This window comes from Brevundimonas albigilva (assembly GCF_023573565.1).
Classification (GTDB): Bacteria; Pseudomonadota; Alphaproteobacteria; order Caulobacterales; family Caulobacteraceae; genus Brevundimonas; species Brevundimonas albigilva.
In genome coordinates this window covers 2,321,445-2,347,301 of sequence record NZ_CP097649.1, presented here as the reverse complement: position 1 = coordinate 2,347,301, position 25,857 = coordinate 2,321,445, and the positions used below count along the sequence as shown (strand labels likewise).

The 25,857-nt window shown below is 68.5% G+C and carries 14 protein-coding genes; 6 read left to right on the top strand and 8 right to left on the bottom strand.

Annotation, left to right across the window (positions count from 1 at the left end):
- Position 1: 1 nt before the first annotated feature.
- The gene (locus M8231_RS11725; RefSeq protein ID WP_250201516.1) at positions 2-1,960 is read right to left on the bottom strand and encodes a glycoside hydrolase family 97 protein; all 1,959 of its coding nucleotides are present in this window, start codon (positions 1,958-1,960) and stop codon (positions 2-4) included.
- A complete protein-coding gene (locus M8231_RS11720; RefSeq protein WP_249749831.1) occupies positions 1,957-3,489 on the bottom strand; it encodes a tryptophan halogenase family protein in 1,533 nt (510 codons plus the stop codon). The genes M8231_RS11725 and M8231_RS11720 overlap by 4 nt, the downstream gene beginning before the upstream one ends.
- 219 nt (positions 3,490-3,708) lie before the next feature.
- Between M8231_RS11720 and M8231_RS11715 the strand changes: the two genes are divergently transcribed.
- From M8231_RS11715 to M8231_RS11700, 4 genes are all read left to right on the top strand, one after another.
- Positions 3,709-6,570 (top strand): TonB-dependent receptor, encoded by a 2,862-nt coding sequence (locus M8231_RS11715; protein WP_249749832.1) that lies wholly within the window; start codon positions 3,709-3,711, stop codon positions 6,568-6,570.
- An 86-nt stretch (positions 6,571-6,656) separates the two neighbouring features.
- Positions 6,657-8,294, top strand: coding sequence for a DUF5597 domain-containing protein (locus M8231_RS11710; RefSeq protein ID WP_250201515.1), 1,638 nt, complete (start codon positions 6,657-6,659; stop codon positions 8,292-8,294).
- A 26-nt stretch (positions 8,295-8,320) separates the two neighbouring features.
- The gene (locus tag M8231_RS11705; protein WP_250201514.1) at positions 8,321-11,257 is read left to right on the top strand and encodes a TIM-barrel domain-containing protein; all 2,937 of its coding nucleotides are present in this window, start codon (positions 8,321-8,323) and stop codon (positions 11,255-11,257) included.
- A 59-nt stretch (positions 11,258-11,316) separates the two neighbouring features.
- A complete protein-coding gene (locus tag M8231_RS11700) occupies positions 11,317-13,293 on the top strand; it encodes a sialate O-acetylesterase (RefSeq protein ID WP_250201513.1) in 1,977 nt (658 codons plus the stop codon).
- Between the two features lie 14 nt (positions 13,294-13,307).
- On the opposite strand, the gene M8231_RS11695 is transcribed toward M8231_RS11700, so the two are convergent.
- The 4 genes from M8231_RS11695 to M8231_RS11680 are packed head-to-tail and all read right to left on the bottom strand — an operon-like array spanning position 13,308 to position 19,358.
- Complete coding sequence (locus M8231_RS11695) at positions 13,308-14,324, bottom strand: SMP-30/gluconolactonase/LRE family protein (protein ID WP_348521878.1); 1,017 nt, start codon at positions 14,322-14,324, stop codon at positions 13,308-13,310.
- A gap of 15 nt (positions 14,325-14,339) precedes the next feature.
- Positions 14,340-15,440, bottom strand: coding sequence for a Gfo/Idh/MocA family protein (locus M8231_RS11690; protein ID WP_347342302.1), 1,101 nt, complete (start codon positions 15,438-15,440; stop codon positions 14,340-14,342).
- 40 nt (positions 15,441-15,480) lie between these two features.
- Positions 15,481-17,100: an alpha-L-fucosidase gene (locus M8231_RS11685; RefSeq protein WP_250201512.1), complete on the bottom strand. Its 1,620-nt coding sequence runs from the start codon at positions 17,098-17,100 to the stop codon at positions 15,481-15,483.
- Positions 17,097-19,358 carry a WD40/YVTN/BNR-like repeat-containing protein gene (locus M8231_RS11680; RefSeq protein WP_250201511.1) on the bottom strand — a complete coding sequence of 754 codons (2,262 nt, stop codon included), beginning with the start codon at positions 19,356-19,358 and terminating at the stop codon, positions 17,097-17,099. The genes M8231_RS11685 and M8231_RS11680 overlap by 4 nt, the downstream gene beginning before the upstream one ends.
- A 287-nt stretch (positions 19,359-19,645) precedes the next feature.
- On the opposite strand from M8231_RS11680, the gene M8231_RS11675 reads away from it, so the two are divergent.
- Both M8231_RS11675 and M8231_RS11670 read left to right on the top strand, forming a co-directional pair.
- Positions 19,646-22,198, top strand: a complete 2,553-nt coding sequence (locus tag M8231_RS11675; RefSeq protein WP_249749836.1) for a glycoside hydrolase family 3 protein — start codon at positions 19,646-19,648, stop codon at positions 22,196-22,198.
- 24 nt (positions 22,199-22,222) lie between these two features.
- Positions 22,223-23,575, top strand: coding sequence for a glycoside hydrolase 5 family protein (locus M8231_RS11670; protein WP_249749837.1), 1,353 nt, complete (start codon positions 22,223-22,225; stop codon positions 23,573-23,575).
- Between the two features lie 105 nt (positions 23,576-23,680).
- Here the strand turns inward: M8231_RS11670 and thrS are convergent, their stop codons facing one another.
- Both thrS and yidD read right to left on the bottom strand, forming a co-directional pair.
- A complete protein-coding gene (gene thrS / locus M8231_RS11665) occupies positions 23,681-25,615 on the bottom strand; it encodes a threonine--tRNA ligase (RefSeq protein WP_249749838.1) in 1,935 nt (644 codons plus the stop codon).
- On the bottom strand, positions 25,612-25,854 hold the full coding sequence (yidD, locus tag M8231_RS11660; RefSeq protein ID WP_250201510.1) for a membrane protein insertion efficiency factor YidD: 243 nt from the start codon (positions 25,852-25,854) through the stop codon (positions 25,612-25,614). The genes thrS and yidD overlap by 4 nt, the downstream gene beginning before the upstream one ends.
- Positions 25,855-25,857 lie beyond the last annotated feature (3 nt).

Genomic DNA, 25,857 nt, shown 5'->3' with positions numbered 1-25,857 from the left:
GTCAGCGCGGGACGATGCGGATCGCCGCCCCGCCGCTGGGCTTCAGCGCCAGGGTCAGGACCGTCGAGGCGTCCACCGCCTGGGTCGATCGGGTCGTCCGGTCCGGCGCGTCCGCGTCGGCGTAGAGGGTCGCCTCGAAGCGTCCGCGCCCCAGAAAGTCCAGGGGCAGGCTGATGGTGCGGCCGGCGTCGTCGGTCATGGCCCCCACATACCAGTCGCGCCCCTTGCGGCGGGCCAGGACGATCGACCGCCCGATCTCGCCCGCGATGAAGCGGGTCTCGTCCCAGGTTGTCGGAACCTGGCCGATGAAGGCGGTTTCCGGCTGGCCGGCATAGGCGTCCGGGGTGTCGGCGACCGTCTGCAGAGGGCTTTCATAGACCACGAACATCGCCAGGCCGTGGGCGCGCGTGGTCATGACCGTCGGCAAGAGGAAGCGGTCGCGGAAGGTCTCGGGCGTCTGGTTGCCAAATCCGCCCGGCGTGTAGTCCATCGGCCCCAGCAGCATCCGGGTATAGGCCAGGGTCACATTGTGCCCGGCCGTGATCCGGCGGGACCATTTGTTGTTCTCGGCGCCCAGAACGCCTTCCTGGGTGATGAAGTTGGGATAGGTCCGCGCCAGGCCGGTCGGATGGAAGGCGCCGTGCAGATTGACCATCAGGCGATGCTCCGCCGCCCGGCCCAGCAGGCGATGGTACCAGTCGACCATCACCTGATCGTCGCGGTCCATGAAGTCGACCTTGATCCCGGCGATCCCCCAGGCCTGGTATTGGTCCAGGGCGGCGTCGAACTGGGCGTCCAGCGCCTTCCAGTTCAGCCACAGGAACAGGCCCACGCCCCGGTCGCGGCCATAGGCGACCAGTTCGGGAATGTCGATCTCGGACACGGTGCGGGTCACGTCGACCCCGGGCCGGACCACGCCGCCGCCGCCGGCGCCGCGATACCAGCCCTCGTCGATGGTGACGTATTGCAGGCCATTGGCCGCCGCGAAGTCGATGAAGGCCTTGAAGGTGGCGGTGTTCATGCCGCTGTCGAGCACGGCCGAAATCTTGCCGCCGTTCCACCAGTCCCAGGCCGACTTGCCCGGCCTGACCCAGGCGGCGTCGAAGGCGGCGGGGGCGCTGAGGTCGGTGATCAGGGTCGATTCGATCAGGTCTCCGGCGCGGTCGCCGACCATGACCACGCGCCAGGGCGTCGTGAGGTCCCGGCCGACCCGGGCGGTCGCCACGACGGCGGGGACGCCGTCCGGCGCGTCGGGACGCGGCGCCAGCTTGGCCTGGACGCCCAGGCCGCCGTCCCCCCGCCCCGCCAGATAGAGACCGGGATAGTCCTTCAGGTCCGCCTCGGCGATGGCGAAGGCCGGGCCGCCCGCCGCGGTCTCGCACACCAGAGGCGCGTCATAGGCGTTGTATTCGCGGATGCGCGAGGCGGCGATCGGATCGAACTCGCCTTCGTGGCTGGAGTTGAAGCGGCCCAGATTCAGCCCCCAGCAGCCAAAGTCGGCGGGGAAGGCGAACGTCGTATTCTCCGCCACCACGCCCAGGGGCCCGCTGTCCGAGGCCGGCAGACGATAGCGGAAGGCCACGCCGTCGTCATAGGCGCGCAGCACCAGGTCCACGGCCGGCGCATGCAGCACCATTTCGCGATACCGGACCCGCACATGCGAAGCGCGACCCAGCAGGGGGTAGTCTTCGACGCCGGTGGTCGCCGGCGCGGCGGTGAACCGGGTCCCGGCGGCGCCGGGCCTGGATCCGTCCGACAGGGCCAGGCCCACCGTTGAGGGAGCGATCAGCATCCGGCCGTCGCGCGACACCGACAGGGCCGGCGCGCCGTCCACCGTCTCGACGCGGATAGAAAGTCGACCGTCGGGCGAGGAGAGGGCGGCCGGATCGGCCTGCGCCGCGGACGCCGCCAGCATGGCCAGGGCGACGCCGCACGTCAGTCGGGCGAGCGAACGGGTCATGCGGGCTCCTTGGCCGCGGGGGCGTCCGCGCGGCAGTGTCTGTCGATGAACTGCTGGTGGGGCGGCATGGCCGACACGCCGTTGCGGATGACGGCGCGGATCTGGGCCAGGCGGGCGGCCATCTCGGCCGCCGGGCTCTGGTCGGCCATCGGGTCGTGGCCTTCGGGCGTGATCCCCTGGCCCAGCATCACGGCGACCCAGCTGGTGTGGGCGAACAGGTCCTCGTGCCGGCCCATCACCCGCCCGCGCGAGCGGAACAGGTCGATCCTCTCCTTCAGGCTGTCGGGGATTTCGGTGGCGCGCACATGACGCCAGAACTCGGAATCGTCCCGTTCTCCGACGTGGTAGTGCAGGATGATGAAGTCGCGGGCGTGCTCGTACTCCTCGCGCATCAGGCTGTTGTATTTGTCGATGTCGGCCTGGTCGAAGCGCCGGTCCGGGAACAGGGACATCAGGGTCGTCACCCCGCTCTGGATCAGGTGGATGCTGGTCGATTCCAGCGGTTCCAGGAAGCCGGACGCCAGGCCCAGCGAGACGACGTTCTTGTTCCACGCCTTCTTGCGTCGTCCGGTCACGAAGCGCAGCGGGCGGGGATCGGCCAGGGGCTTGCCGTCCAGGTGGGTCAGCAGGGTGTCGCGCGCCGCCTCCTCCGTGGTGAAGGCGCTGGCGTAGACATGGCCGTTGCCGGTCCTGTGCTGCAGCTGGATCCGCCACTGCCAGCCCGCGTCATGGGCGGTGGAGCGGGTGTAGAGGGTCGGGGCGCCGACCGCCTCGCACGGCACGGCCAGGGCCCGGTCCATCGGCAGCCAGCGGGACCAGTCCTCGTATCCGGTCTTCAGCGCCTGTTCGATCAGCAGGCCCCGAAAGCCGGAGCAGTCGATGAACAGGTCGCCCTCGATCCGCCGTCCGTCGTCCAGAACCACGGCCTCGACGAAGCCGCTGTCCGGGTTCAGCGCCACATCGACGATCCTGGCCTCGATCCGGTTCACGCCGCGCGCCATCGCCATCTCGCGCAGGAAGCCGCCGTACAGGCCGGCGTCGAAATGATAGGCGTAGGCCATGCGGGAATGGACATGGCGGGGATCGTCGGACGTCCGGGTGAAGCGGCCCGCCTTCATCGCCATGATCGGCAGGGAATAGGCGTCGATCGCGTCCACGTCCGCCAGACCGCGCAGTCTCAGCCAATGCTGGTGAAAGGCGATCCCGTCCAGATCGGCCCCATAGGCGCCGAAGGGGTGGACGTATTCGTGACCCAGACGGCCCCAGTTCCTGAACTGGATGCCCAGCTTGTAGGTGGCCTGGGTGCGGCGGACGAATTCGTTCTCGTCGACGCCCAGCAGGCGGTTCAGCGTCAGAAGCGGCGGAATGGTCGCCTCTCCGACCCCGACCGTGCCGATCTCGGGCGACTCGACCAGATCGATCTGGGCGTAATCGGCCGCCAGGTTTCTGGAGATCACGGCCGCGGCCATCCAGCCCGCCGTGCCGCCGCCGACGATGACGATCCGTCTGATCCGCTGGTCTTGCGACATTGTGGTCCTCCCCGGCCGCGAACGTCTGACGCGATGCGTGCCGCGCCCTTGTCGTCCTAAAAAATGTTACCGCTACCGAAAACAGTTTTCTTTCTATGAAACTTGTTGCATCCTTGAAAGTGGGTCAAGCGAAACGCGGGCCCGTTTGTCTTGGGAGAGATGCCAGTCCAGCGCGCCTTCAGAGCGCGCGGCGGCATCGGAGGGAAGGGGAGGAGACGCATGTCTCGCATCACTCGCGCCAACCGCTTCGCACTTCTGTGCGGCGCATCGGCTCTGACACTGTCGGTCCTGGCCGCGCCGTCGTTCGCCTTGGCGCAGGACGCCGTTCCGGCCGCGACCAGCCAGGATGACGAATCGACCGAAGTCGACGAAATCGTCGTCACGGGCATCCGCGCCAGCCTGGCGTCGGCCCAGTCGATCAAGCGCAATTCGGATCAGTTCGTGGATTCGATCACGGCCGTCGATATCGGCCGGTTGCCTGACATCAACGTCGCCGAGGCTCTTCAGCGGATTTCGGGCGTCCAGATCAGCCGGGACCGCGGGGAGGGCAACGGCATCGCCATTCGGGGGCTGACCCAGGTTCGCACCGAACTGAACGGGCGCGACATCTTCAGCGCCAACGGCGGTCGTGGTCTGAGCTGGGAAGAGGTCGGCTCCGACCTGCTGGCCGGCGTGGACGTTTACAAGAACCCGTCCGCAGACCTGATAGAGGGCGGTCTGTCCGGCACGGTGAATCTGCGCACCCGCATGCCGTTCGACGCGTCGGGTCGGATCATCTCCGCCAGCGGGGCCTATACCTATTATGATCTGGCGGACGATTACGGGAAGACGCTGTCGGGTCTGATCAGCGACCGTTTCGATACGTCTGCGGGCGAGATCGGCGTGCTGCTGAACCTGTCGTACGGCGACACCAGCTTCGGCCAGGAGAAGGCCGTGGTCGAGCCGTTCTGGGAGCGGACCGATATTCCCGGATACGAGGGCCTGGATAATATCTTCGTGCCGGCGGGCGGCGGGGTCTATTACACCGAGGGCGCGCGCGAGCGGAAGTCGGCGGCCTTCGCCCTGCAGTGGCGGCCCAACGACAGCACCGAATTCTATCTGCAGGCCCTGCGGACGGAATACAACTTCGACGAAACGGGCCTGTCCTATTTCGCCTACGGTCCGAACAGCTCGGGCGGGGCCATGACGGCGGTTCCGGGAACCTTCACCATCGGCGACGACGGCGTCGCCATCACCGGCGCTTATCAGAACCCGAACGTCGATGCGGTGACCTTCGCTTCGTCGCGAGAGACCTCGACCACCGATATCTCGCTGGGCGGCAAGTGGCGTCCGATCGATCGTCTCGAGATCAGCGGCGATCTGCAATACATCAAGTCCGATGTCGCGCTCGACACCATCAATCTGACGGCCAGCGTGCTTAGCTCGACGGGGTCGGTGCCGGGCTTCGGCGGGGACTGGACCTTCGGCTTCGACCTGTCGGACGAGATCCCACGCTTCACGGCGACCGACGGCTATCTCGCTGATCCGAACAACTACGGCCTGACCGCCATCCTGCCCTATCGAGAGCAGAACGACGCCGAGAGCTGGGCCGGTCGGTTGGACATGACCTGGGACTTCGACGAGGGCGGCTTCTTCAAGAACGTCAGCGTCGGCGTTCGCGCGACCGACCGTTCGGCCGTCAACCGCACCACAACCTACGGAACCTGGACCGGCGTCGGTTCGTGCGCCAACTGGTCGTCGGCGGCGAACTGCATCGTATTGGGCGACTATCCCGATCAGGTGCAGCTCAACGACGGCGTTGCCGGCAACATCCGCGGCAGCGATCTGTTCGGACCCGTCGCCTTTTGGACCGTCGAGACGGCGAAGGATTCGCAAGCCGCGTTCGACTTCGTCAACGGCCTGCCTTTGGGGCTGAACATCGGCTTCCGCGACTTCGACGATCCCAACGCGGTCATCGGCGATATCGCCGAGAACACCTACGCCGGTTACGGGGTCGTGCGCTTCGGCGCGACGACACGCGGCATCGATTGGAGCGGCAACCTGGGGCTGCGTTGGGTGAAGGTGGAATCGACCTCCAACGGCTTCCAGACCCTGAACTATCGCGACCCCGATTTCGTCAGCGACGGCGTCAGCACGCCCAGCACCATCACCCTGCGCACGGCCATGAGCGGCAGTCAGGAATATGATGAACTGCTGCCCAGCCTGAACCTGAAGGCCAATCTGACGGATCAGCTGATCCTGCGGTTCGCGGCGTCGAAGAATATGTCGCCGCCGTCGTTCAGCCAGTTGAACTCGACCTTCAGCATCAGCCCGGCCTACCAGAACGCCGGGGATGTCGTCCCGACAGGCGTGGGGACCGGAACCTCGAACGGCAACGCCCTGCTGAAGCCCGAGAAGGTGACCCAGTACGACATGGCGCTGGAATGGTATTTCTCGCCGATTGGGTACCTGTACGGGACGGTCTTCAAGAAGGACATCACGGACCTGATCTTCTCGGTGTCGAACACCGAAACCTACGACCTGACCGGATCGAACGGCACGGTCCTGGCGGATCAACCCTTCCTGATTTCCCGCCTGGTGAATCTGGACGAGGGCAGCGTTGAAGGCTTCGAGGTCGGCGGCCAGTACTTCTTCGACTTCCTGCCGGGCGCCTTCTCAGGTTTGGGATTCCAGGCCAACTACACCTTCGTCGATTCCAACGCCTCGACCATCGCGGCTTCGGACATCACCGGCGGTTCCTCGATCGACGTGCCCTTGGTCGGTCTCTCGGAGAACAGCTACAACCTGATCCTGTTGTACGAGAAATACGGCGTCAACGCCCGCCTCGCCTACAACTGGCGCGACGACTGGCTGGTCACCACCCAGTCGAACGGCACGGGCAACCTGCCGATCTTCGCCAAGGAGTACGGCACGCTGGACGCTTCGATCAGCTACGACTTCAACCCCAGCGTCGCCCTGACCATCGACGCCCAGAACCTGACGAACGAAGCCTACCGCAGCTATCAAGGCGTTGAGTCGCGGCCGCGTGATTATCAGATCGACGATCGTCGCTTCAGTGTCCGCTTGCGCGTCCGCTACTGACGCGGCGACACCTGACTGACCATCCGGGCGCCGTCGTCCTCGGCGGCGCCCGGTTCCGTATTCGGATCGAGCAGAACGAGGAAGCCATGACCCTTCGCACCCTTCGCCGGGGCGCCGCCCTGGGCCTGATCGCAGCCGCGTTGCTCGCCGCCCAGGCTTCCGCCGAACCCATCCCCCAGTTCGTCACCCGCGACGGCCGTCATGCCCTGATGGTCGACGGCGCGCCTTTCACCATCCTGGGGGGACAGGTCAACAACTCGTCCAACTATCCGGCCCCACTGGCCCAGGCCTGGCCCGCCCTGCGCTACATCGGCGCCAATACGGTGCAGATCCCCCTGGGCTGGGAGCAGATCGAGCCGGAAGAAGGCCGGTTCGACTTCTCCTTCGTCGATCACGCCATCGAACAGGCCCGCGCCAACGATATGCGCGTCGTCTTCCTGTGGTTCGCCACCTGGAAGAACACGGCCCCGGCCTACGCCCCCGCTTGGGTCAAGCTGAACCCCGAACGCTTCCCCCACCTGATCGACAAGGACGGCAAGGAAAGCTACGCCCTGTCGCCCTATGGCGCCGAGACCCTGGCCGCCGACGCCCGCGCCTACGCCGCCCTGATGCGCCACATCCGCCAGGTCGACGAGCGCCAGCGCACCGTCATCATGATGCAGCCCGAGAACGAGGTCGGCACCTATGGCCCGGTGCGCGACTATTCGCCCGCCGCCCGCGCCGCCTTCGCCGCGCCGGTCCCCCAGACCCTGCTAGACCGCACCGGCAAGGCGCCGGGAACCTGGGCCGAGGTGTTCGGCGAGGATGCGGACGAATTCTTCCACGCCTGGTCGATCGGCCGTTACGTCGGCACGGTCGCCGCCGCCGGCAAGGCGGAATATCCGCTGCCCGCCTACGTCAACGCCGCCCTGCGCGACGCCATCAACGACCAGGACCCGGCCACCTATGCGTCCGGCGGCCCGACCTGGAACGTGATCGAGGTCTGGCAGGCCGCGGCGCCGTCGATCGATTTCCTGGCCCCCGACATCTACACGCGCAAGTCGGTCGAATACGAAGCCCACCTGAACCGCTACGCTCGGCCGGACAACGCCCTGTTCGTCGCCGAGACCGGCAGCGACGCCCAGTACGCCCGCTATCTGTTCGAGACGCTGGGCCGAGGCGGCATCGGCTTCTCGCCGTTCGGCATCGATTACACCGGCTATTCCAACTATCCGCTGGGCGCCAAGGAGATCACCGAGGAGACGCTGGTCCCGTTCCGCGACCTCTACCGCCTGATCGCGCCGTGGCAGCGCACCTGGGCCCGCCTGTCCTTCGAGGGCAAGGTCTGGGGCGCCGCGGAACCGGACGACCGCAGGTCCGAGGTCATCGACCTGGGCGACTGGACCGCGACCACGGCCTATCAGCGCTGGCAGTTCGGCGCGACCTCGGCGCCCTTCGATCCCAACGACGTGCCGGCCGGCACGGCCCAGCCGAACGGCGCCGTCGCCATCGCCGAGATCGAGCCGGGTCAATTCATTCTGGCCGGCTACAACATCCGCATCGACTTCGCCGCCAAGCCCGCGACCGACGGCAAGCGCCGCATGGTGTTGCGGGTCGAGGAAGGCCATTTCGATCCCGCCGGCGAATGGGTGTTCGAACGCATCTGGAACGGCGACCAGGTCGACTACGGCCTGAACTTCTCCGACAGCGCCAAACTGCTGCGCGTCGTCACCGCCACCTACTGAACCTGTCTGTGAAAGCGAGCGCCCCCATGACCCTGACCCTCGCCCGCCGCCTGATGCTGGCCGCCCTGATGATTGCGCCCCTGGGCGTCTGCGCCGGATCGGGCCTGATGGACAGCGCCTCCGCCGGGGCCATCCAGCAGGCTGCGTTCCAGCGGATCCCCGCCGGCGTCGTCGTCACCCCGGCCGAAGGCGCCGCCCGTCGCGTCCGGCTGGAGGTCTATGGCCCCGAGACCATTCGCGTCACCGCCACCGAGGACGCCGATCTGAACCTGCCGGCCAGCCTGATGGTCACGGCCCAGCCCTCGACCACGACCCCGTTCGAGGTCGAGGCGCACGGCGATGTCGTGGTGCTGAAGACCGCCGAGGCGACCGCCGAGGTCTCGCGCCTGACCGGGGCCGTCCGCTTCCTGGACGAGGCCGGAAACGAGGTGCTGAAGGAACGGCCCGGCAGCCGGGAACTGAACCCCGTCACCATCGAGGACCAGCGCGGCGCCCATCGCTATCTGGCGACGCGTCAGGTCTGGGACAGCCCGGCCGACGAGGCCTTCTACGGCCTGGGCCAGCACCAGCAGGGGATGATGAACTACAAGGGTCAGGACGTCCTGCTGGCCCAGCACAACATGGACGTCGGCATTCCCTTCGTGGTCTCCAGCCGCAACTACGGCCTGCTCTGGGAAACCAACGCCATCACCCGTTTCGGCGATCCCCGCCCCTATGGAATGCTGTCGGACCGTCTGATCGTCCGCGACGCCGGGGGCGCCTTCGGCGGGTTGACCGCGCGCTACTACCAGGACGGCGCGCTGAAGGTCAGCCGCCCCGAAAGCCAGGTGAACTACGAGTTCATTCGCGACCAGCAGCGCTGGCCCGAAGGCTTCAAGGCCCAGCCCGGCGCGCCCGTTCAGACCGGCGACATGGGCAAGCCCGGCCAGGCCGGCGTCAATGTCGTCTGGGAAGGCACGATCGAGACGGCCAATCCGGGCCTGCACAAGTTCCGCCTGTATTCGTCCGGCTATGTGAAGGTCACGATCGACGGCAAGGTCGTCGAGCAGAACTGGCGCCAGAACTGGAACCCCTTCGACCATGATTTCCAGGTCGAGATGGCGGCGAACGCCCGCGTGCCGATCAAGATCGAGTGGACGCCGGAAGACGGCTATATCTCGCTGCGCCACATGGACCCGCTGCCCGCCTCCGACCAGGGCGCGCTGAGCCTGGCGTCCGAAGTCGGCGACGCCATCGACTACTACTATGTCGGCGGCGACGACATCGACGACGTCATCGCCAACTATCGCGGCCTGACCGGCAAGTCGGTGATGCTGCCCCGGGCCGCCTACGGCTTCTGGCAGAGCCGCCAGCGCTACAACACCCAGGACGAGGTCGTGGGCGCGGTGCGCGGCTATCGCGAGCGCGGCCTGCCGATCGACATGGTGGTGCAGGACTGGTTCTACTGGCCCGAGAACGCCTGGGGTTCGCACCAGTTCGACGCCGCCCGCTATCCGAACCCGACCCAGATGGTGAAGGACGTTCACGACATGAACGCCAACATCATCATTTCGGTCTGGCCGAAATTCTATCCGACCACCGACCACTACAAGCAGCTGGACGCCATCGGCGGCATGTACACCCGCAACGTCGACGTCGGCGCGCGCGACTGGGTCGGCCCCGGCTACGCCAACAGCTTCTATGACCCCTATCTGCCGGCGGCGCGCGACCTGTACTGGAAGCAGATGTCCGACAGTTTCAAGGGCATGGGCTTCGACGGCTGGTGGCTGGATTCGGTCGAGCCGGACATGCACTCCAACCTCGACTTCGCCGAGCGCACCCTGCGCATGGGTCCGACCGCCAACGGGCCGGGCGCCTATGTGTTCAACTCCTATCCGCTGGTGAACGCCGAGAACGTCTATCGCCACTTCCGGGCCGAGCACGACGATCAGCGCACCACCATCCTGACCCGTTCCGCCTGGGGCGGTCTGCAACGCACGGGCTCGATCCTGTGGTCGGGCGACGTCGTGGCGCGCTGGGACAATCTGCGCGATCAGATCTCGGCGGGCGTCAACGCCGGCCTGTCGGGCCTGGCCAACTGGACCCACGACATCGGCGGCTTTTCGGTCGAGAGCCGCTACTCCAATCCGGCGGGCATGAAGCCCGAGGACAAGGCCGAGTGGGACGAGCTGCAGCTGCGCTGGTTCCAGTTCGGCGCCTGGTCGCCGATCTTTCGCTCGCACGGCGAGTTCCCGCTGCGCGAGGTCTATAACCTGGCCGAGCCGGGCACGGACTATTACGCCGCCTACGCCGCCTCGCTTCAGACCCGTTACCGGCTGATGCCCTATATCTACAGCCTGGCCGGCGACACCTATCTGCGCGACGGCACCATCATGCGCGGGCTGGTCATGGACTTCCCGTCCGACCTGAAGGCTCGCGACATCGCCGACCAGTACATGTTCGGCCACGCCCTGCTGGTCGCCCCGGTGACGGAATACAAGGCGCGCAGCCGGTCGGTCTATTTCCCCGCCGGCGCCGAATGGTACGACCTGCAGACCGGTCAGAAATATGCGGGGGGCCAGTCCGCGACCGTCGCGGCGGCGCTGAACAAGATACCGGTCTATGTCCGCGCGGGTTCGATCCTGCCGACCGGCCCGGCGATCACCTATACGGCCGAGAAGCTGGACGGTCCGCTGACCCTGGTCGTCTATACCGGGGCGAACGGCGCCTTCTCCTTCTACGAGGACGAGGGCAAGGATTACGGCTACGAGCGGGGCGAGTTCTCGAACATTCCGATGACCTGGGACGACGCGCGCGGCGTTCTGAGCATCGGCGCCCGCACCGGCTCCTATCCGGGAATGCCGATGAGCCGCACCATCAATGTGCGCTTCGTCAGCGGACCGGGCGCCGATGTCGGCGACTTCGACGCCGCACCGGCCCGGACCGTCCAGTACGCCGGACAGGCCGTCGAGATCCGCCGCTAGTCAGACATCGCCGCCCCTTCCCGTCGCCGGGGATGGGCGGTCAGGTTCAGGAGGCGCGGATGCGCTCGTTGCTGCTCACCGCCGTCGCCGCCGCCGTCGTGGCGACCACTGCGGCCGTTCCGGTCCAGGCCCAGACCCCGCCCCGCAACGCGGCTGCGGCCGTCGCGGGGCCCCTGCTGGACGCCATGTTCCAGGATCACGCCGTGCTTCAGCGCGACCGGCCTGTGGCGGTGTGGGGCAGGGCGCCGGGCGGCGCCGAGGTGACGGTTTCCCTGGGCCAGGCGCAGGTTCAGGCGGTCGCCGATGCGACCGGCGTCTGGCGCGCCCATCTTCCGCCCACGCCCGCCGGCGGGCCCTATGTCCTGACGGCCCGTTCGGGCGGATCGACCCAGACCCTGTCGGACATCATGGTCGGCGATGTCTGGCTGTGTTCGGGCCAGTCGAACATGGAGTACCCGCTTCGCCAGGTCACCAACGCCGAGACCGAGGTCGCCAACGCCCATGACGAGGGCTTGCGCCTTTTCCTGGTCGGCCGGTCCAGCCTGCCGCAGCCGTCGCCCGCGACCGGTCCTGTCGGCCAGTGGCGGCTGACGACGCCCGCGACGGCGCGCGACTTCTCGGCCGCCTGCTATTTCATGGGGCGCGATCTGCGCCAGGCCCAGGGCGTTCCGGTCGGCCTGATCGCCGCCTCCTGGGGCGGTTCGATCATCGAGGACTGGCTGAGCCGCAAGACCCTGACCGACCTCGGCGGCGCCGAGGACGCGCTTGAGGCCCTGTCCGCCTATGCCCGCTCGCCGGAAGAGGGCGAGGCGATGTGGCGCGACTTCACCCTGGCCTGGTGGAACGACAATGACCCGGGGTCGAGACAGGGGTGGAACCGCGAGCGGTTCGATGACCGCGACTGGGCGCCGATCCCGGCCGAGGGCGCATGGGAGACCACCGTGCCGGCCTTGCTGGCCTTCGACGGCGTGGTCTGGATGCGCAACACGGTGCAGCTGACCGCCGCCCAAGCGCGCCAGGCGGCGACCCTTGAACTGGGGCCGGTGGACGACGTGGACACCACCTGGATCAACGGCCGCAACATCGGCGGCCAGCAGGGCTGGGACACGCCCCGCACCTACACGATCCCGGCGGGCGCGCTGAAGGCGGGACGCAATGTCGTGGCCCTGGGGGTGCTGGACACCAACGGCGGCGGGGGCGCGTGGGGACCGGCGTCGGGCAAGCGGATCGTCTTCGCTGACGGCTCGACCGTCTCGCTGGGCGACGGCTGGCGCTACAAGGTTTCCGCCCAGGTCGCGGCGTTGCGATCGCTGCCGCGCACGCCCTGGATCGGCGGCAGCGGTCTGACCACCCTCTATAACGGCATGATCGCGCCCCTGGGCGCCTATGGCCTGAAGGGCGCCGCCTGGTACCAGGGCGAGTCCAACGCCGGGGATGCGGCCGGCTATTCCAGGCTGCTGCCGGCCCTGTTCGCGGACTGGCGCGCCCGGTTCGAGAACCCCGACCTGCAAATGCTGGTGGTCCAGTTGGCCAACTATGGTCCGGCCGCGACCCAGCCCGCCGACAGCCTGTGGGCGGCCCTGCGCGAGAGCCAGCGTCTGGCCGTCGCGGCGGACCCCCACGCGGGGCTGGCCTTGGCCATCGACATCGGCGACCGCTACGACATCCACCCCACCAACAAGCAGGAGGTCGGGCGTCGGCTGGCGCTGGAGGCCCTGCGCCTGGCCGGCCAGTCGACGGTCGCGTCGCCCCAGCCGGTCGCGGTCGAGCGCGGCGCGGACGGCGTCCATGTCCGCTATGCCGCCGGGACCGCCCTGACCCTGTACGGATTTCACCGTCCGGTGGGGTTCGAACTGTGCGACGCGGACGGGGCGTGCCGGTTCGTGGATGCGACCCTGGCCGGGGATCAGGTGATCCTGCCCGCCGCCCGGCCCAGCGACGTCAAGGTGCGGCTGTGCTGGGCCGACAGCCCGATCTGCAACCTCTATGGTCCCCAGAACCTGCCGGCGACGCCGTTCGAGGCGCCCATCGTCTAAAGGCCGGTTTCGCGTCAGCCTTGGGTCAGGGTTCTGACGCGCAGCAGACGGCTTCCCGCGGTGATGAACAGCGACCGGCCGTCCTCGCCGAACGCGCAGTTGGCGGCCGCGCCGCCCGTGTCGATCACCCCCAGGCTTTCGCCGGCGGGCGTCAATATGTGGACGCCGCCCGGTCCGGTGCAGAACAGGCGGCCGGCGGAATCGACGGCCATCCCGTCCGGCAGGCCGGGCGCTTCCGGTCCCACAAGGGGCGTAAAATCCCTCAGGACGCGCCCGCGTGCGAGCGGGCCCTCGTCGGTCAGGTCATAGGCCATCAAGACCGCATGGCCGGGGTCGGACACCGCGACATACAGGGTCCGCTCATCCGGCGACAGGGCGATCCCGTTGGGAAAGGACAGGGCGTCGGTCAGAAGGCTGACGGCGCTGTCGGGATCCAGCCGATAGACGCCGCTGAAGGGAATCTCCTTGAGCGGCGACTGATCCAGGCCCTCCAGCCCATAGGGCGGATCGGTGAAGAACAGGGCGCCCGACGAGGCCTTGACCAGATCGTTGGGCGAGTTGAAGCGGCGGCCCTCGAACCGCTGGGCCAGGATCGTCTTGGCGCGGGTCTTCAGGTCCAGCCGGGCGATGGCGCGATTGCCGTGATCCGCCATCAGGATCGACCCGGGCGGGCCGGGGATCAGGCCGTTGGAACCGGGCTCTCCAAACCCGGACGGGTCGCTTCCCGCATAGCCCGAAGGCGTCAGGAAGACCGAAGCCCCGTCCGTCGCCGACCAGCGATGGATCCGGTTTTGTGGCACGTCGCTGAACAGCAGGAAGCCGCCGTCCGCGATCCAGACCGGCCCTTCCGACCAGGCGAAACCCTCGGCCAGCACCTCCAGCCGCGCGTCGGAGGCGATGATGGAATCCAGGGCCGGGGACAGGCGTCGCACGCCGCCCGAAGGCGCGGCGGCGGGCCGACCGGGCAAGGCGGATGCGGACAGGGGCAGGGCGATGCCGCCTAGAAGGGCGTTGCGTCGGGACAGGAACATGCGGGCGGTCTCGATCTAGGCGACGGAAAGAGCGACGGCGCGGCCTTCGCGTGCGGACGTATAGATGGCTTCGATGATGCGCATGTCCCGCAAACCCTCTTCGCCGGACACGATCGGTTCATCGCCCGACATCACGCATTCCGACAGATGATCCAGCTGGGCCGAGAACTGGTTCAGCGCGGTGGGCGGGGCCGGGTGGTCGCGGGTGCGCCAATCCTGATTGAGGCGCAGGCGATTGCCCTCATAGGCCGTGGCCGGCTCGGCCTCGATCCAGCCCTTCGATCCGGTGACGCGATATCGATTGTGGTGGGAGCTGTAGGCCGACACGCAGTTGGCCGTGGCGCCCGAGGGGAAACGCAGCTGGAACAGCACCGTGTCCTCGACCTGGGCGAAGCGCGGATCGGTGCGGTCGGTCGTGTCGACCGCGCTGACCAGCACGGGCTCCTCGCCGGTCAGATACCGCGCCGCCTGCAGGCTGTAGATGCCGATGTCCATCATCGAGCCGCCCCCCGCCAGGGCGCGGTCCAGCCGCCACTGGTTCGGGCGGATGTCGAAGCCGTGCTCGGCGGCGACCACCCGGGCGGCGCCGATCTCGCCTGCGCGGACGATGCGGATGGCCTCGCGGTTCGTGGCTTCGAACCGGCTGCGATAGCCGATCATCAGCTTGCGGCCGGCGGCCCGGCACGCGGCGACCATCTCCTGGGCCTCGGCCGCCGTATTGGCCATCGGCTTTTCGCACATCACATGCTTTCCCGCGGCGGCCGCGCGAAGCGTGAACTCGTGATGCAGGCCGTTGGGCAGGATGACATAGACGATGTCTATGTCCGGATTGTCCTTGATCGCGTCGAACGACCGATAGTCGTAGAGGTTCTTCTCCGGGACGCCGTATCGGGCCGCGTACCGCCGGGCCTTTTCCGGCGATCCGCTGACCAGGGCGGTCAGGCGGGAAGCGCGACATTCGGCGAACCGAGGCAGGATGACGTCGGCGTAGCCGCCCAGTCCCACAATGGCGTAGCCCAGCTTTCGCTCGGTGTCGGCGCGCGCGGTCAGGGCGGGAAACAGAGCGGCGGCGGCCCCCAGCATCATCGCGGCGCGGCGGTCGTATTGATCGAACATGGCGTCCTCCCCTCCAGGCTGCCCCGTGCGGGGCCTCGCTTCAAACCAGGCCGGCGCCCTGCAGTCTGATCGCCGGCGCGGTCGTCACGGGGCGTTCCGAAGGAAGGGACACGACCAAGCCGGCCTCGGTCTGTCGGAAACCAAGCGTCCCGCCGCCCAGAAGTTCCACGGCCTCGACGCGACCCGCCTGGGGCTTCAGCGCATCGATGACCATGCGGCCGTCCTCAGGCCAGTCCAGGGCGAAGGCGTAGAGGGTCCGGCCCTTGGTCGTGAAGCGGATGTCCCGGCCGGTCCAGGGGCGGGCGTCGCCTTCGCCGTGCATGCCGCCGACCACCGTGGTCGGGCCTTCGCCATAGGTGCGCCAGGGCCGGGTGTCGAAGATCGCCTCGCCGTTGACCTTCATCCAGGCGGCGATATCGGTCAGGATCTGGCGCTCGTCGCTGTCGATCGAGCCGTCGCCCCGCTGGGGGATGTTCAGCATCAGATTGCCGTTCTTGGACACCACGTCGACCAGACGCTGGATCACGCTGTGGGCCGGGACGTAGTAGTGGCGGGTGAAGCGGGCGCGGTTGTAGTGCCAGTCGCCGATGCAGGTGTCGGTCTGCCACGGCTCGGGCTTCAGGCCGTCCGAAAAGCCGCGTTCGACGGTCTCGACGATCCCCTTGCGCTGGCGCTCGTCCAGTCGTTTGCCGTTCACCACCGGCAGTTCGCCGCGCCATTGCAGGGAGGCGTTGTAATACTCCGCCACGGCCTCCAGCCCATGGCGTCCCAGCGGCAGGCCGTAGTTGTCGAAATAGACCATGTCTGGCCGGTATTTGGTGATCAGGTCGCGCTGACGCGCCACCCACGACCGCACGAAGGCCGGATTGTTCGGGGGCGGGGTCTCGATCCACTGGCCGTCGCGCGCGTCGTGCCAGGCGTTCATCTCGGCGATGGAGTCGATGCCCTCGGGCGGGGCGAAACTGGGGCCGGTATAGAGTTCCTGCGGATCCAGCCCGTCCCACCATTTGCCGGCGCCGTCGGCCCGGGTCAGGCGCGCGGCGTCGTAGCGGACGCCCTTCATCGGTCCCTCGGCGTCATAGCCATAGGCCGTCTGCCACCAGTGCCAGGCGTGGGCGGCGTGGTTGGAGACGGCGAAGCGCAGGCCCCGCGCCCGCACCGCCTTTTCCCAGGTTCCGACGATGTCGCGCCTGGGCCCGACCCGCATGCTGTTCCAGCTGTGATGGGCGCTGTCGAACAGGTCCAGATTGTCGTGGTGGTTGGCCATCGACATGATGTAGCGGGCGCCCGCCGCCTGATAGAGGTCCAGCAGGCCCTCGGGATCCCACTTGTCGCCCTTCCACCGGTCGATCAACTCCATGAAGCCGAACCGGCTGGGATGGCCGTAGGCGGCGACGTGATGGTCGTAGAAGGGATTGCCCTGGATATACATCTGGCGGCCGTACCAGTCGCCGAATTCCGGCACGCACTGGGGGCCCCAATGAGACCAGATGCCGAACTTGGCGTCGCGGAACCAGTCCGGCGTCCTGTAGCCGTCGATCAGACTGTCCCAGGTCGGCTTGAACGGTCCGTCCGCGACTCCGTTGGGCGTCGTGGCGCACGCCCCCAGCATCGAAGCCGAGGCGCCGGCGCCCAGAAGGCTGCGTCGGGACAGGGTCATGCCGGTTCTCCATAGACGACGCCGCGCCCGTCGGTAGCCACATAGACGCGGCCGAAGACGCGGGGATCGCCCGCGATGGCGCGATAGCGGCGCCCGTACTCATGATGGTCGTCGTTGACGCGGATCCACGACCGGCCCCGGTCGTCGGACCGGAAGACCCCGCGAACCTGCCCCTTCACCCCTATGGCGAACAGGGCGGGGTAGGTCGAGCCTGCGGGCGGCTTGCCGAAGTCCAGCATCTGAACGGTCAGCCCGCCGTCGATCCGCTCGAACCTCTGGCCGCCGTCGCGGCTGTGGTAGAGGCCGGACTGCGACACGAACCACAGGTCCCCGTCGTGTCCCGGCGTCGCCTTCAGCGGGAAGGCCTGTTCCCGCCAGGTCGGCCGGTCGCCCGAAACGTCGGGCAGGCCGACCGATCGCACCGGCGCGAAACGGCGCGCGCCGTCCACGCTGACGAACCAGCCGCCGCCCTGGAAATCGAGGGCGTAGAAGAGGCCGGCGTCCTTCCGGTCCGCCACCGGCCGCAAGAGCAGGGGCAGGTCGGCGCAGGGGCGCCAGGTCGCGCCGCGATCCGAGGACCAGACCGTCTGGGGCGTCGACAGCACGAAGGTCGATCCGTCCGCCGATACGGTGATCGGCGCGTCGCGATACAGGTCCATGCGGGGATTGTCGGCCGGGACGGGCGTCGCGCCCGACGCCGGGCGCGGCCGGCCCAGCGGTTTCCAGCTTCTGCCCGCATCCTCGGACCAGGCGAGGGTCGAACCGTCATGACCGCCCGAGCCGACGCCCTCGTGCGGCGTGCCGCTGCGCACCACCACGGCGGGGGCCGCTCCGGCGTAGTCGATCTGATTGGTGTTGCCGAAGACCGGGGTCGTGAACTGCAGGCGCGGCGACCGGTCCAGATCCTCGTGCGCGAAGCCGGAGATGTCGCCGAAGCCGGTCAGAAGCTGCGGCCCCTCGGGCGGACTGACCAGGGTGATGACCGCCGTCTGTTCGATCCCCTCGACCCAGGGGGTCCAGTCGGTCGGCTTGCGGTCGTCGACGGCCGACAGGTTGCGGGTCTCATAGACGGTGGCGCCGGTCGCATAGACCAGTCGGTCGCTGTCGAAAGGATCCAGCGCCAGGGCCGCGATCCACCAGCCGAAGTCCGGCCTGTCATTGCCCCAGTTCAGATAGGGGGTGGCGCTGACGTCGTGGCGCGCGTCCTCGCGCAGGCTTTTCCAGCTTCGCCCGTCGTCGGTGCTGCGCCAGATGGTGTCGCCGGGCCGCCACCGGTTCAGGGTCGAGACCATGACGACGCCGGGGCGTTTCCGGTCCAGCGCCACCCCCATGAAGCCGCCCAGCGGACGCGGCGGCGTGATGTCGCGCCAGCCGCCGGTGTTCGTATCCAATCGCCAGACCGCGCCGTCGGTCACCCCGTTCGGGCCAATGCCCAAGGTGCAGGTGACATACAGCACACCCCGGCCGTCGATCTCGGCCTTCGCCGCCGACAGGTCCGCGCGCGGTCCGCCTTCGACCGGCCGCCAGGTCCGGCCCGCGTCGTCGGAACGGTAGAGGGCGTGGGCGTGCGGATCGGCGACGCCGACGAACAGGGTCTTGGACGCCTGCCCCTCCGCGCCGCTGCGGGGGTCGAAGACGACGAAGCTCAGACCGCCGTGCGTCTCGCGTCCGGTCGGCGGACCCAGTCCCTTCAGCGGGAACGACTCGACCCTGGCCCAGCTCGCGCCGCCGTCGGTCGAGCGCTGCAGGCCGTCGTGGCGCGAGCCGAAGTAGAGGATGCGGTTGTCGTTCGGATCGACGGCCAGGCGCTCGCCCAGACCGCGTCCGTCCTCGTTGCCTCCCATGCGGAACGGCACCTCGGTGCGCATCCAGGTCGCGCCGCGGTCGGTCGAGCGCAGCATGGCGCCCGGATCGCCCCGATGAACCCCGACCGCCATATGGACGACGTCGGCGTCGACCGGGTCGGCGGCGATGCTCTCGACGCCGAAGTCGCTGGAGAGGGGGCTGGAATCCTGCAACGGCAGCCAGCGCGCCAGGGCGGCGTCGAACCGATAGGCGCCGCCCATGTCCGAGCGGGCATAGGCCAGGCCCTGTTCCACGGGACTGAAGACGATGCCGGGGATGAAGCCGCCCGCCCCCACCTTCACATTGCGCCAATGATAGGCCGGTTCGGCCGCCGCCGCCGGGCGGGTCATCGCCAGGCCGCCGACGCCCAGGGCTGCGATGCCGGCTGCGCGTCGGGTCAATCCTGTGGTCATGCCGCCGTCTCCCCTTGGTCGTCGGGGCGTCTGCCGGCCCCTTATTCTGTTAGCGCTACCCATGACAGGTTGACATCATTGTCATAGGTGCATCAAGTTGCGCTGGTAAAAATCGACGTCGGTCAACGGCGCGCCGGGAGCGAAGCGTCCTTGTTTGCGGATTCCGCCGTTTCCGGCGCGCCTTGGCGCTGATCTTTTGCAACCCTGAGCAACTTCCGGTGCGGTCGGTGGGCCGCACCGGGTTTTTCCGCGGCAAATCACTCGCCTGACGACTGGACGGACCCGACATGACCCCGCGTTTCCTGAACCTCCGCCGCAGCGCCGCCTCGGTCCTGGCGCTGGGTTTCGCCCTGAGCGTCGGCGCCTGCGCGACCCCGGGGACCTTGCGTCCGACCCCGATCACCTATGTGAAGCCCGCCGACAGCCTCGTCACGGACGTCAGCCGCGCCCATCCGGACCTGTGGCCACATGCCGCATCCCCGACGGCCATGAGCGATGCGGCGACCGAGGCCTTCGTCACCGAACTGATGAGCAGGATGACGCTGGAGGAGAAGGTCGGCCAGACGATCCAGGCCGACATCGCCTCGATCACGCCGGAGGACCTGCTGACCTATCCGCTGGGCTCGATCCTGGCAGGCGGCAACTCCTCGCCGGGCGGGGACGAGCGCGCCTCGGCGCAGGCTTGGGTCGAACTGGCCCAGGCCTTCCGGGCCGCGGCGGCCCAGCGTGCGGGGGCGAAGATCCCGCTGATCTACGGCATCGACGCGGTCCACGGTCACAACAACATCGTCGGCGCGACGCTGTTTCCGCACAACATCGGCCTGGGGGCGGCGCGCGACCCGGACCTGATCCGCCGCATCGGCGAGGCGACCGCGCTGGAAGTGGCCGTCACCGGCGCCGACTGGACCTTCGGCCCGACGCTGGCCGTGCCGCAGGACGACCGCTGGGGCCGCGCCTACGAAGGCTATGCCGAGAACCCCGAAGTGGCCCGCAGCTACGCCGGGCCGATGACCCTGGGGCTGCAGGGCGAGTTGTCCGCCGATCATCCGCTGGCGTCCGGCCACATCGCCGGGTCGGCCAAGCACTTCCTGGCCGACGGCGGCACCACGGGCGGCAAGGACCAGGGCGACTTCGCCGGGACCGAGCGCGAACTGATCGACGTGCACCTGTCGGGCTATCCGCAGGCGATCGACGCGGGCGTGCTGTCGATCATGGCCAGCTTCTCCAGCTGGAACGGGGTCAAGCATTCGGGCAACGAGACCATCCTGACGGACGTGCTGCGCGGGCCGCTGGGCTTCGACGGCTTCGTGGTGTCGGACTGGAACGCCCACGGCCAGCTGCCGGGCTGTTCCAACGAGAGCTGCGCCCTGGCCTTCAACGCCGGCATCGACATGTTCATGGCGCCCGACAGCTGGAAGCCGCTCTACGAGAACACCCTGGCCCAGGCGCGTTCGGGCGAGATCCCGATGGCGCGTCTGGACGAGGCGGTGCGCCGCATCCTGCGGGTCAAGGTCAAGACCGGCCTGTTCCAGGACGCCCGGCCGGTCGAGGGGCGTCTGGAGGAGCTGGGCTCGCCGGCGCACCGGGCCCTGGCGCGCGAGGCGGTGCGCAAGTCGCTGGTGCTGCTGAAGAACGAGGGGGTGCTGCCGATCCGGTCGAACGCGCGGGTGCTGGTGGCCGGAACGGCCGCCGACGACATCGGCCAGGCCTCGGGCGGCTGGACGCTGACGTGGCAGGGGACGGGCAACAGCAACGCCGACTTCCCCAACGGCCAGTCGATCTGGAGCGGCGTCGAGGAGGCGGTGAGGGCCGGCGGCGGCGCGGCGACGCTGAGCGCCGACGGCGCCTACAGCCAGAAGCCCGACGTCGCCATCGTCGTGTTCGGCGAGACGCCCTATGCCGAGTTCCAGGGCGACGTGGACACGCTGGACTTCCTGCCGAGCGAACCGCTGGAGACGCTGAGGCGGCTGAAGGCGGCGGGGATCCCCACCGTCTCGGTCTTCCTGTCGGGCCGACCGATGTGGACCAATCCGGAGATCAACGCCTCGGACGCCTTCGTCGCCGCCTGGCTGCCGGGCACCGAGGGCGGCGGCGTCGCCGATGTCCTGATCGGCGATGCGGCGGGCAAGGCGCGCCACGACTTCCACGGCAAGCTGTCGTTCAGCTGGCCCAAGGACGCCAGGGGCGAACCGCTGAACGTAGGCCAGCCGGGCTACGACCCCCAGTTCGCCTATGGCTATGGGCTGAGCTACGCCCGGCCGGGACGGGTCGGGACGTTGTCGGAGGAGAGCGGGGTCACCGGCGAGGTCGGCAGCATCGACCGCTATTTCGTCGATGGTCGTTTCGTCGCGCCCTGGTCGCTGATGCTGCGCGACGCGGGCGGGGAGTTCCGCCTGGGCGCGGAAAGCAGCGGCGCCAGCCCGCGCGCCGGGGTGACGGTGCGGTCCACCGACGGCGCCGGCCAGGAATCGGCCCGCGCCCTGACATTCGGCGCCGCCGGCGGCCATGCGCTGATCGTCGCCAGGCCCGTCGATCTGACCCGGCAGGCCAACGGCGAAATGGCCCTGACCTTCCGCTACCGCGTCGACGCCAGGCCCGACGCGGCGGTGATGTTGACGCTGGGTTCGGGCCAGGTCGATGTCAGCGCCATCTTCCAGGCGGCGCCGCTGGGCGAATGGCGCACCCTGAAGACGCCGCTGTCCTGCCTGAAGGACGCAGGAGCCGATCTGGCCGCCGTGGATCAGCCCTGGGGCCTGCGTTCGGCCGGCGCCTTCGGCGTCACGGTCGAGGATATCCGCCTCGGTTCGGACGAGGGCGACGCCGTCTGCCCCGCCGCCTGATCGTCGACGCCACAGGAGCCTCCGATGAAGACGACCCCGAGCACCGGTTTCAATCTGACGCGCCGCAGCGTCCTGGCGTCCTCGGCGGCGCTGGCGCTGGCGCCGTCGGCGGTCGCCCACGCCGCCCCCGCCGCCGGGTTCGTCACGCGGGACGGAATCGCATTGAAACTGGACGGCAAGCCCTACCGGTTCGTCGGGGCGAACGCCTGGTATCTGGCCTGGCTGGGCGCCGACGCCGACTATGGGGACCAAGGTCGGCTGAGCCGCGAGCTGGACGCCCTGGCCGCGGACGGCGTGACCAATCTGCGGGTCGGCGCCTCGGCGGAGCTGTCGCCGCTGAAGAACTCGGTCCGCCCCGCCTTCCGCGATCAGACGGCGACCTACAACGAAACCCTGCTGGTCGGCCTGGACCGGACTCTGGTCGAGATGGCGAGCCGCCGGATGAAGGCGGTCCTTTACCTGACCAACTTCTGGGAGTGGTCGGGCGGGATGATGACCTATCTCTCGTGGGTCAACGGCGGCCGCTACATCAACATGAACGACCCGGCGCATCCCTGGCCGGAGTTCGCCGACTTCAACGCCGACTTCTATCGCAGCGAAGAAGCGGTGGCGCTCTATCACGACTATGTCCGGGCCGTGGTCGGCCGCACCAATACGATCAGCGGCGTCCGCTACGCCGACGATCCGACGATCATGGCCTGGCAACTGGCCAACGAGCCGCGCGCGGGCGGCGGCCCCGAGGTCGCCCTGGGCAATCTCCCGGCCTTCTACGCCTGGATCAACGGCACGGCGCGACTGATCAAGTCGATCGCGCCCCGGCAACTGGTCTCGACCGGCGGCGAGGGGCTGAAAGGCTCGTCCGAGCGGGCCGAGGTGGTGATCGAAAGCTGCCGCTCGCCGGACATCGACTATCTGACGGCCCATATCTGGCCGGGCAACTGGGGCTGGCTGGACCGCGAGGACATGGCCGGAACCGACGCGCGCGCGCGGGCCCTGGCGATCGACTATGTGAGCCGGCACATCGGTTTCGCCCGACAGCTGGGCAAGCCGCTGGTGATCGAGGAGTTTGGCTATCCGCGCGACGGCGACCTGTACGATCCGTCCGTGCCGACGACCCTGCGGGACGGCTTCTACGCCGACATCCATGCAGCGGTTCTGGCCGACGCCCGCGCCGGAGGCCCTCTTGTCGGCTCCAACTTCTGGGCCTGGAACGGCGAAGGCCGCACGCGCAACCCGGACTTCCGCTTCCACGACGGCGACAGCGCCTGGCTGGGCGATCCGCCGCACGAGCCCCAAGGCTGGTACGGCGTCTTCGACACGGATCTGTCGACGCGGACCCTGATACGCAAACAGGCCAGGGCCCTGTCCGAGCTCTAGGCTCGCGCCCTTCCGTCGGGTCGACGATCCGAGTCTGGGGACCGCCCGGCCTGAGCCGATCGGTCGGCGGGTCCGATGGCGCTGCTGGGCCCAGGCCGGGGCGAACTAGGCTCGCGCCTCGCGCCTCAGGTCCGGCGGCGTCGCTTCCTCGGTCAGGATGCGGATGGCCTCTTCCACCGTGACAATGGTCTGGGCCTGGCTGCCCAGGCGGCGGATGGCGACCTTGCCTTCCTCGGCCTCCTTGCGGCCGACGACGGCGATGGCCGGGACCTTGGCGACCGAGTGCTCGCGGATCTTGTAGTTGATCTTCTCGTTGCGCAGGTCGGTCTCGACGCGCAGGCCGGCCGCGCGGAACCTGGCCGCCACCTCCTCGGCGTAGCCGTCGGCGTCCGAGGTGATGGTCGCCACCACCGCCTGCGTCGGCGCCAGCCACAGCGGGAAGGCCCCGGCGTAGTTTTCGATCATGATGCCGATGAACCGCTCGAACGATCCCAGGATCGCCCGGTGCAGCATCACGGGGCGATGCTTCTGCCCGTCCTCGGCGATGTAGGTCGCGTCGAGGCGTTCCGGCAGCACATAGTCCAACTGGATCGTGCCGCAGGTCCATTCGCGGCCGATGGCGTCCTTGACGATGAAGTCCAGCTTGGGCGCATAGAAGGCGCCGTCGCCGGGCGTGACGACGGGCTCGGAGCCGGCGGCGCGGGCGGCCTCCAGCATCTGGGCCTCGGCCTTATCCCAGAACTCGTCCGTGCCGGCGCGCGTCTCGGGCCGGGTGCCCAGGCTGATGTAGGCCGTCTCCATGCCCAGGTCGGCGTGGACGCTGCGGCACAGCTTGATGAACTCGGCCGTCTCTTCGACGATCTGGTCCTCGCGGCAGAAGATGTGGGCGTCGTCCTGGGTGAAGCCGCGCACGCGCATCAGGCCGTGCAGCGACCCCGACGGCTCATAGCGGTGGCAGGCGCCGAACTCGGCCATGCGCAGCGGCAGTTCGCGATAGGACCGCTGGCCCTGGTCGAAGATCTGGACGTGGCCGGGGCAGTTCATCGGCTTGAGGGAAAGGGTCTCGCCCTCGACCGTCTCGCAGACGAACATGTTGGGGCGGTACTTCTCCCAGTGGCCCGAGGCCTCCCAGAACTTGCGGTCCAGCACCTGGGGCGTCTTGACCTCGACATAGCCGGCCCTGGCCAGGCGGCGGCGCATATAGTCCTCCAGCACGCGCCACAGCACCCAGCCCTTGGGGTGCCAGAAGACCATGCCGCGGCCCTCTTCCTGCATGTGGAAGAGTTCCATCTGGCGGCCCAGCTTGCGGTGGTCGCGCTTCTCGGCCTCCTCGATGCGCGTCAGATAGGCGTCCAGGTCCTCCTTGGTCGCCCAGGCGGTGCCATAGATGCGCTGCAGCTGGGCGCGGCTGGAATCGCCGCGCCAATAGGCGCCGGCCAGCTTGGTTAGCTTGAAGGCCTTGCCGACGAACCTGGTGGTCGGGAAGTGCGGCCCCCGGCACAGGTCGGCCCAGTCGCCCTGCTTGTAGACGGTGATCGTCTCGCTTTCGGGCAGGTCGCGGATCAGCTCGGCCTTGTAGCTCTCGCCCGCAGCCTCGAAATGGGCGATGGCCTCGTCGCGGTCCCAGACCTGGCGTTCCAGCCGGGCGCCGCGATCGACGATCTCGGCCATCTTTTTCTCGATCTTGGGGAAGTCGTCGGTCGAGAAGGGCTCGTCGCGGGCGAAGTCGTAATAGAAGCCGTCCTCGATGGCCGGGCCGATCGTGACCTGGGTGCCGGGAAACAGCTCCTGCACCGCCTCGGCCAGCACGTGGGCGGCGTCGTGGCGGATCGTCTCCAGCGCCTCGGGGTCGTCGCGCATCAGCAGGCGGAAGTCGCCGTCGCCGTCGATGACGCGGTCCAGGTCGCGCTGCTGACCGTTCCAGACCACCAGGGCCGCCTTCTTGGCCAGGGAGGGAGAGATGGCGGCCGCCACGTCGCGGCCCGTGGAGCCTTCCGGATACTGACGCACGGCGCCGTCGGGGAATTTCAGTTCGATCATGATTTCGTCTTTGCGGGCGGGGCCGGGACGGGATCGTATCCCGACCCGCCGAAGGGGTGGCATTTACAGAGGCGGCGCACGGTGAGCCATCCCCCCCTGACCGGCCCGTGCCGGATCAGGGCGTCGCGCCCATAGTCCGAGCAGGTCGGCAGGAAACGGCACTGCTGGCCGATCAGGGGGGACAGCGTCAGCTTGTAGCCCCGATGGGCCGCGCGCACGCCGCGTTCGTAGAGAGACATTCG

What these genes read in the sequence shown, in the direction of transcription:
- yidD (WP_250201510.1), bottom strand. Translation starts at nt 25,854, where the DNA reads ATGTCTCTCTACGAACGCGGCGTGCGCGCGGCCCATCGGGGCTACAAG.
- M8231_RS11675 (WP_249749836.1), top strand. Translation starts at nt 19,646, where the DNA reads ATGACCCCGCGTTTCCTGAACCTCCGCCGCAGCGCCGCCTCGGTCCTG.
- M8231_RS11700 (WP_250201513.1), top strand. Translation starts at nt 11,317, where the DNA reads ATGCGCTCGTTGCTGCTCACCGCCGTCGCCGCCGCCGTCGTGGCGACC.
- M8231_RS11680 (WP_250201511.1), bottom strand. Translation starts at nt 19,358, where the DNA reads ATGACCACAGGATTGACCCGACGCGCAGCCGGCATCGCAGCCCTGGGC.
- M8231_RS11670 (WP_249749837.1), top strand. Translation starts at nt 22,223, where the DNA reads ATGAAGACGACCCCGAGCACCGGTTTCAATCTGACGCGCCGCAGCGTC.
- M8231_RS11710 (WP_250201515.1), top strand. Translation starts at nt 6,657, where the DNA reads ATGACCCTTCGCACCCTTCGCCGGGGCGCCGCCCTGGGCCTGATCGCA.
- M8231_RS11705 (WP_250201514.1), top strand. Translation starts at nt 8,321, where the DNA reads ATGACCCTGACCCTCGCCCGCCGCCTGATGCTGGCCGCCCTGATGATT.
- M8231_RS11685 (WP_250201512.1), bottom strand. Translation starts at nt 17,100, where the DNA reads ATGACCCTGTCCCGACGCAGCCTTCTGGGCGCCGGCGCCTCGGCTTCG.
- thrS (WP_249749838.1), bottom strand. Translation starts at nt 25,615, where the DNA reads ATGATCGAACTGAAATTCCCCGACGGCGCCGTGCGTCAGTATCCGGAA.
- M8231_RS11690 (WP_347342302.1), bottom strand. Translation starts at nt 15,440, where the DNA reads ATGTTCGATCAATACGACCGCCGCGCCGCGATGATGCTGGGGGCCGCC.
- M8231_RS11725 (WP_250201516.1), bottom strand. Translation starts at nt 1,960, where the DNA reads ATGACCCGTTCGCTCGCCCGACTGACGTGCGGCGTCGCCCTGGCCATG.
- M8231_RS11695 (WP_348521878.1), bottom strand. Translation starts at nt 14,324, where the DNA reads ATGTTCCTGTCCCGACGCAACGCCCTTCTAGGCGGCATCGCCCTGCCC.
- M8231_RS11715 (WP_249749832.1), top strand. Translation starts at nt 3,709, where the DNA reads ATGTCTCGCATCACTCGCGCCAACCGCTTCGCACTTCTGTGCGGCGCA.
- M8231_RS11720 (WP_249749831.1), bottom strand. Translation starts at nt 3,489, where the DNA reads ATGTCGCAAGACCAGCGGATCAGACGGATCGTCATCGTCGGCGGCGGC.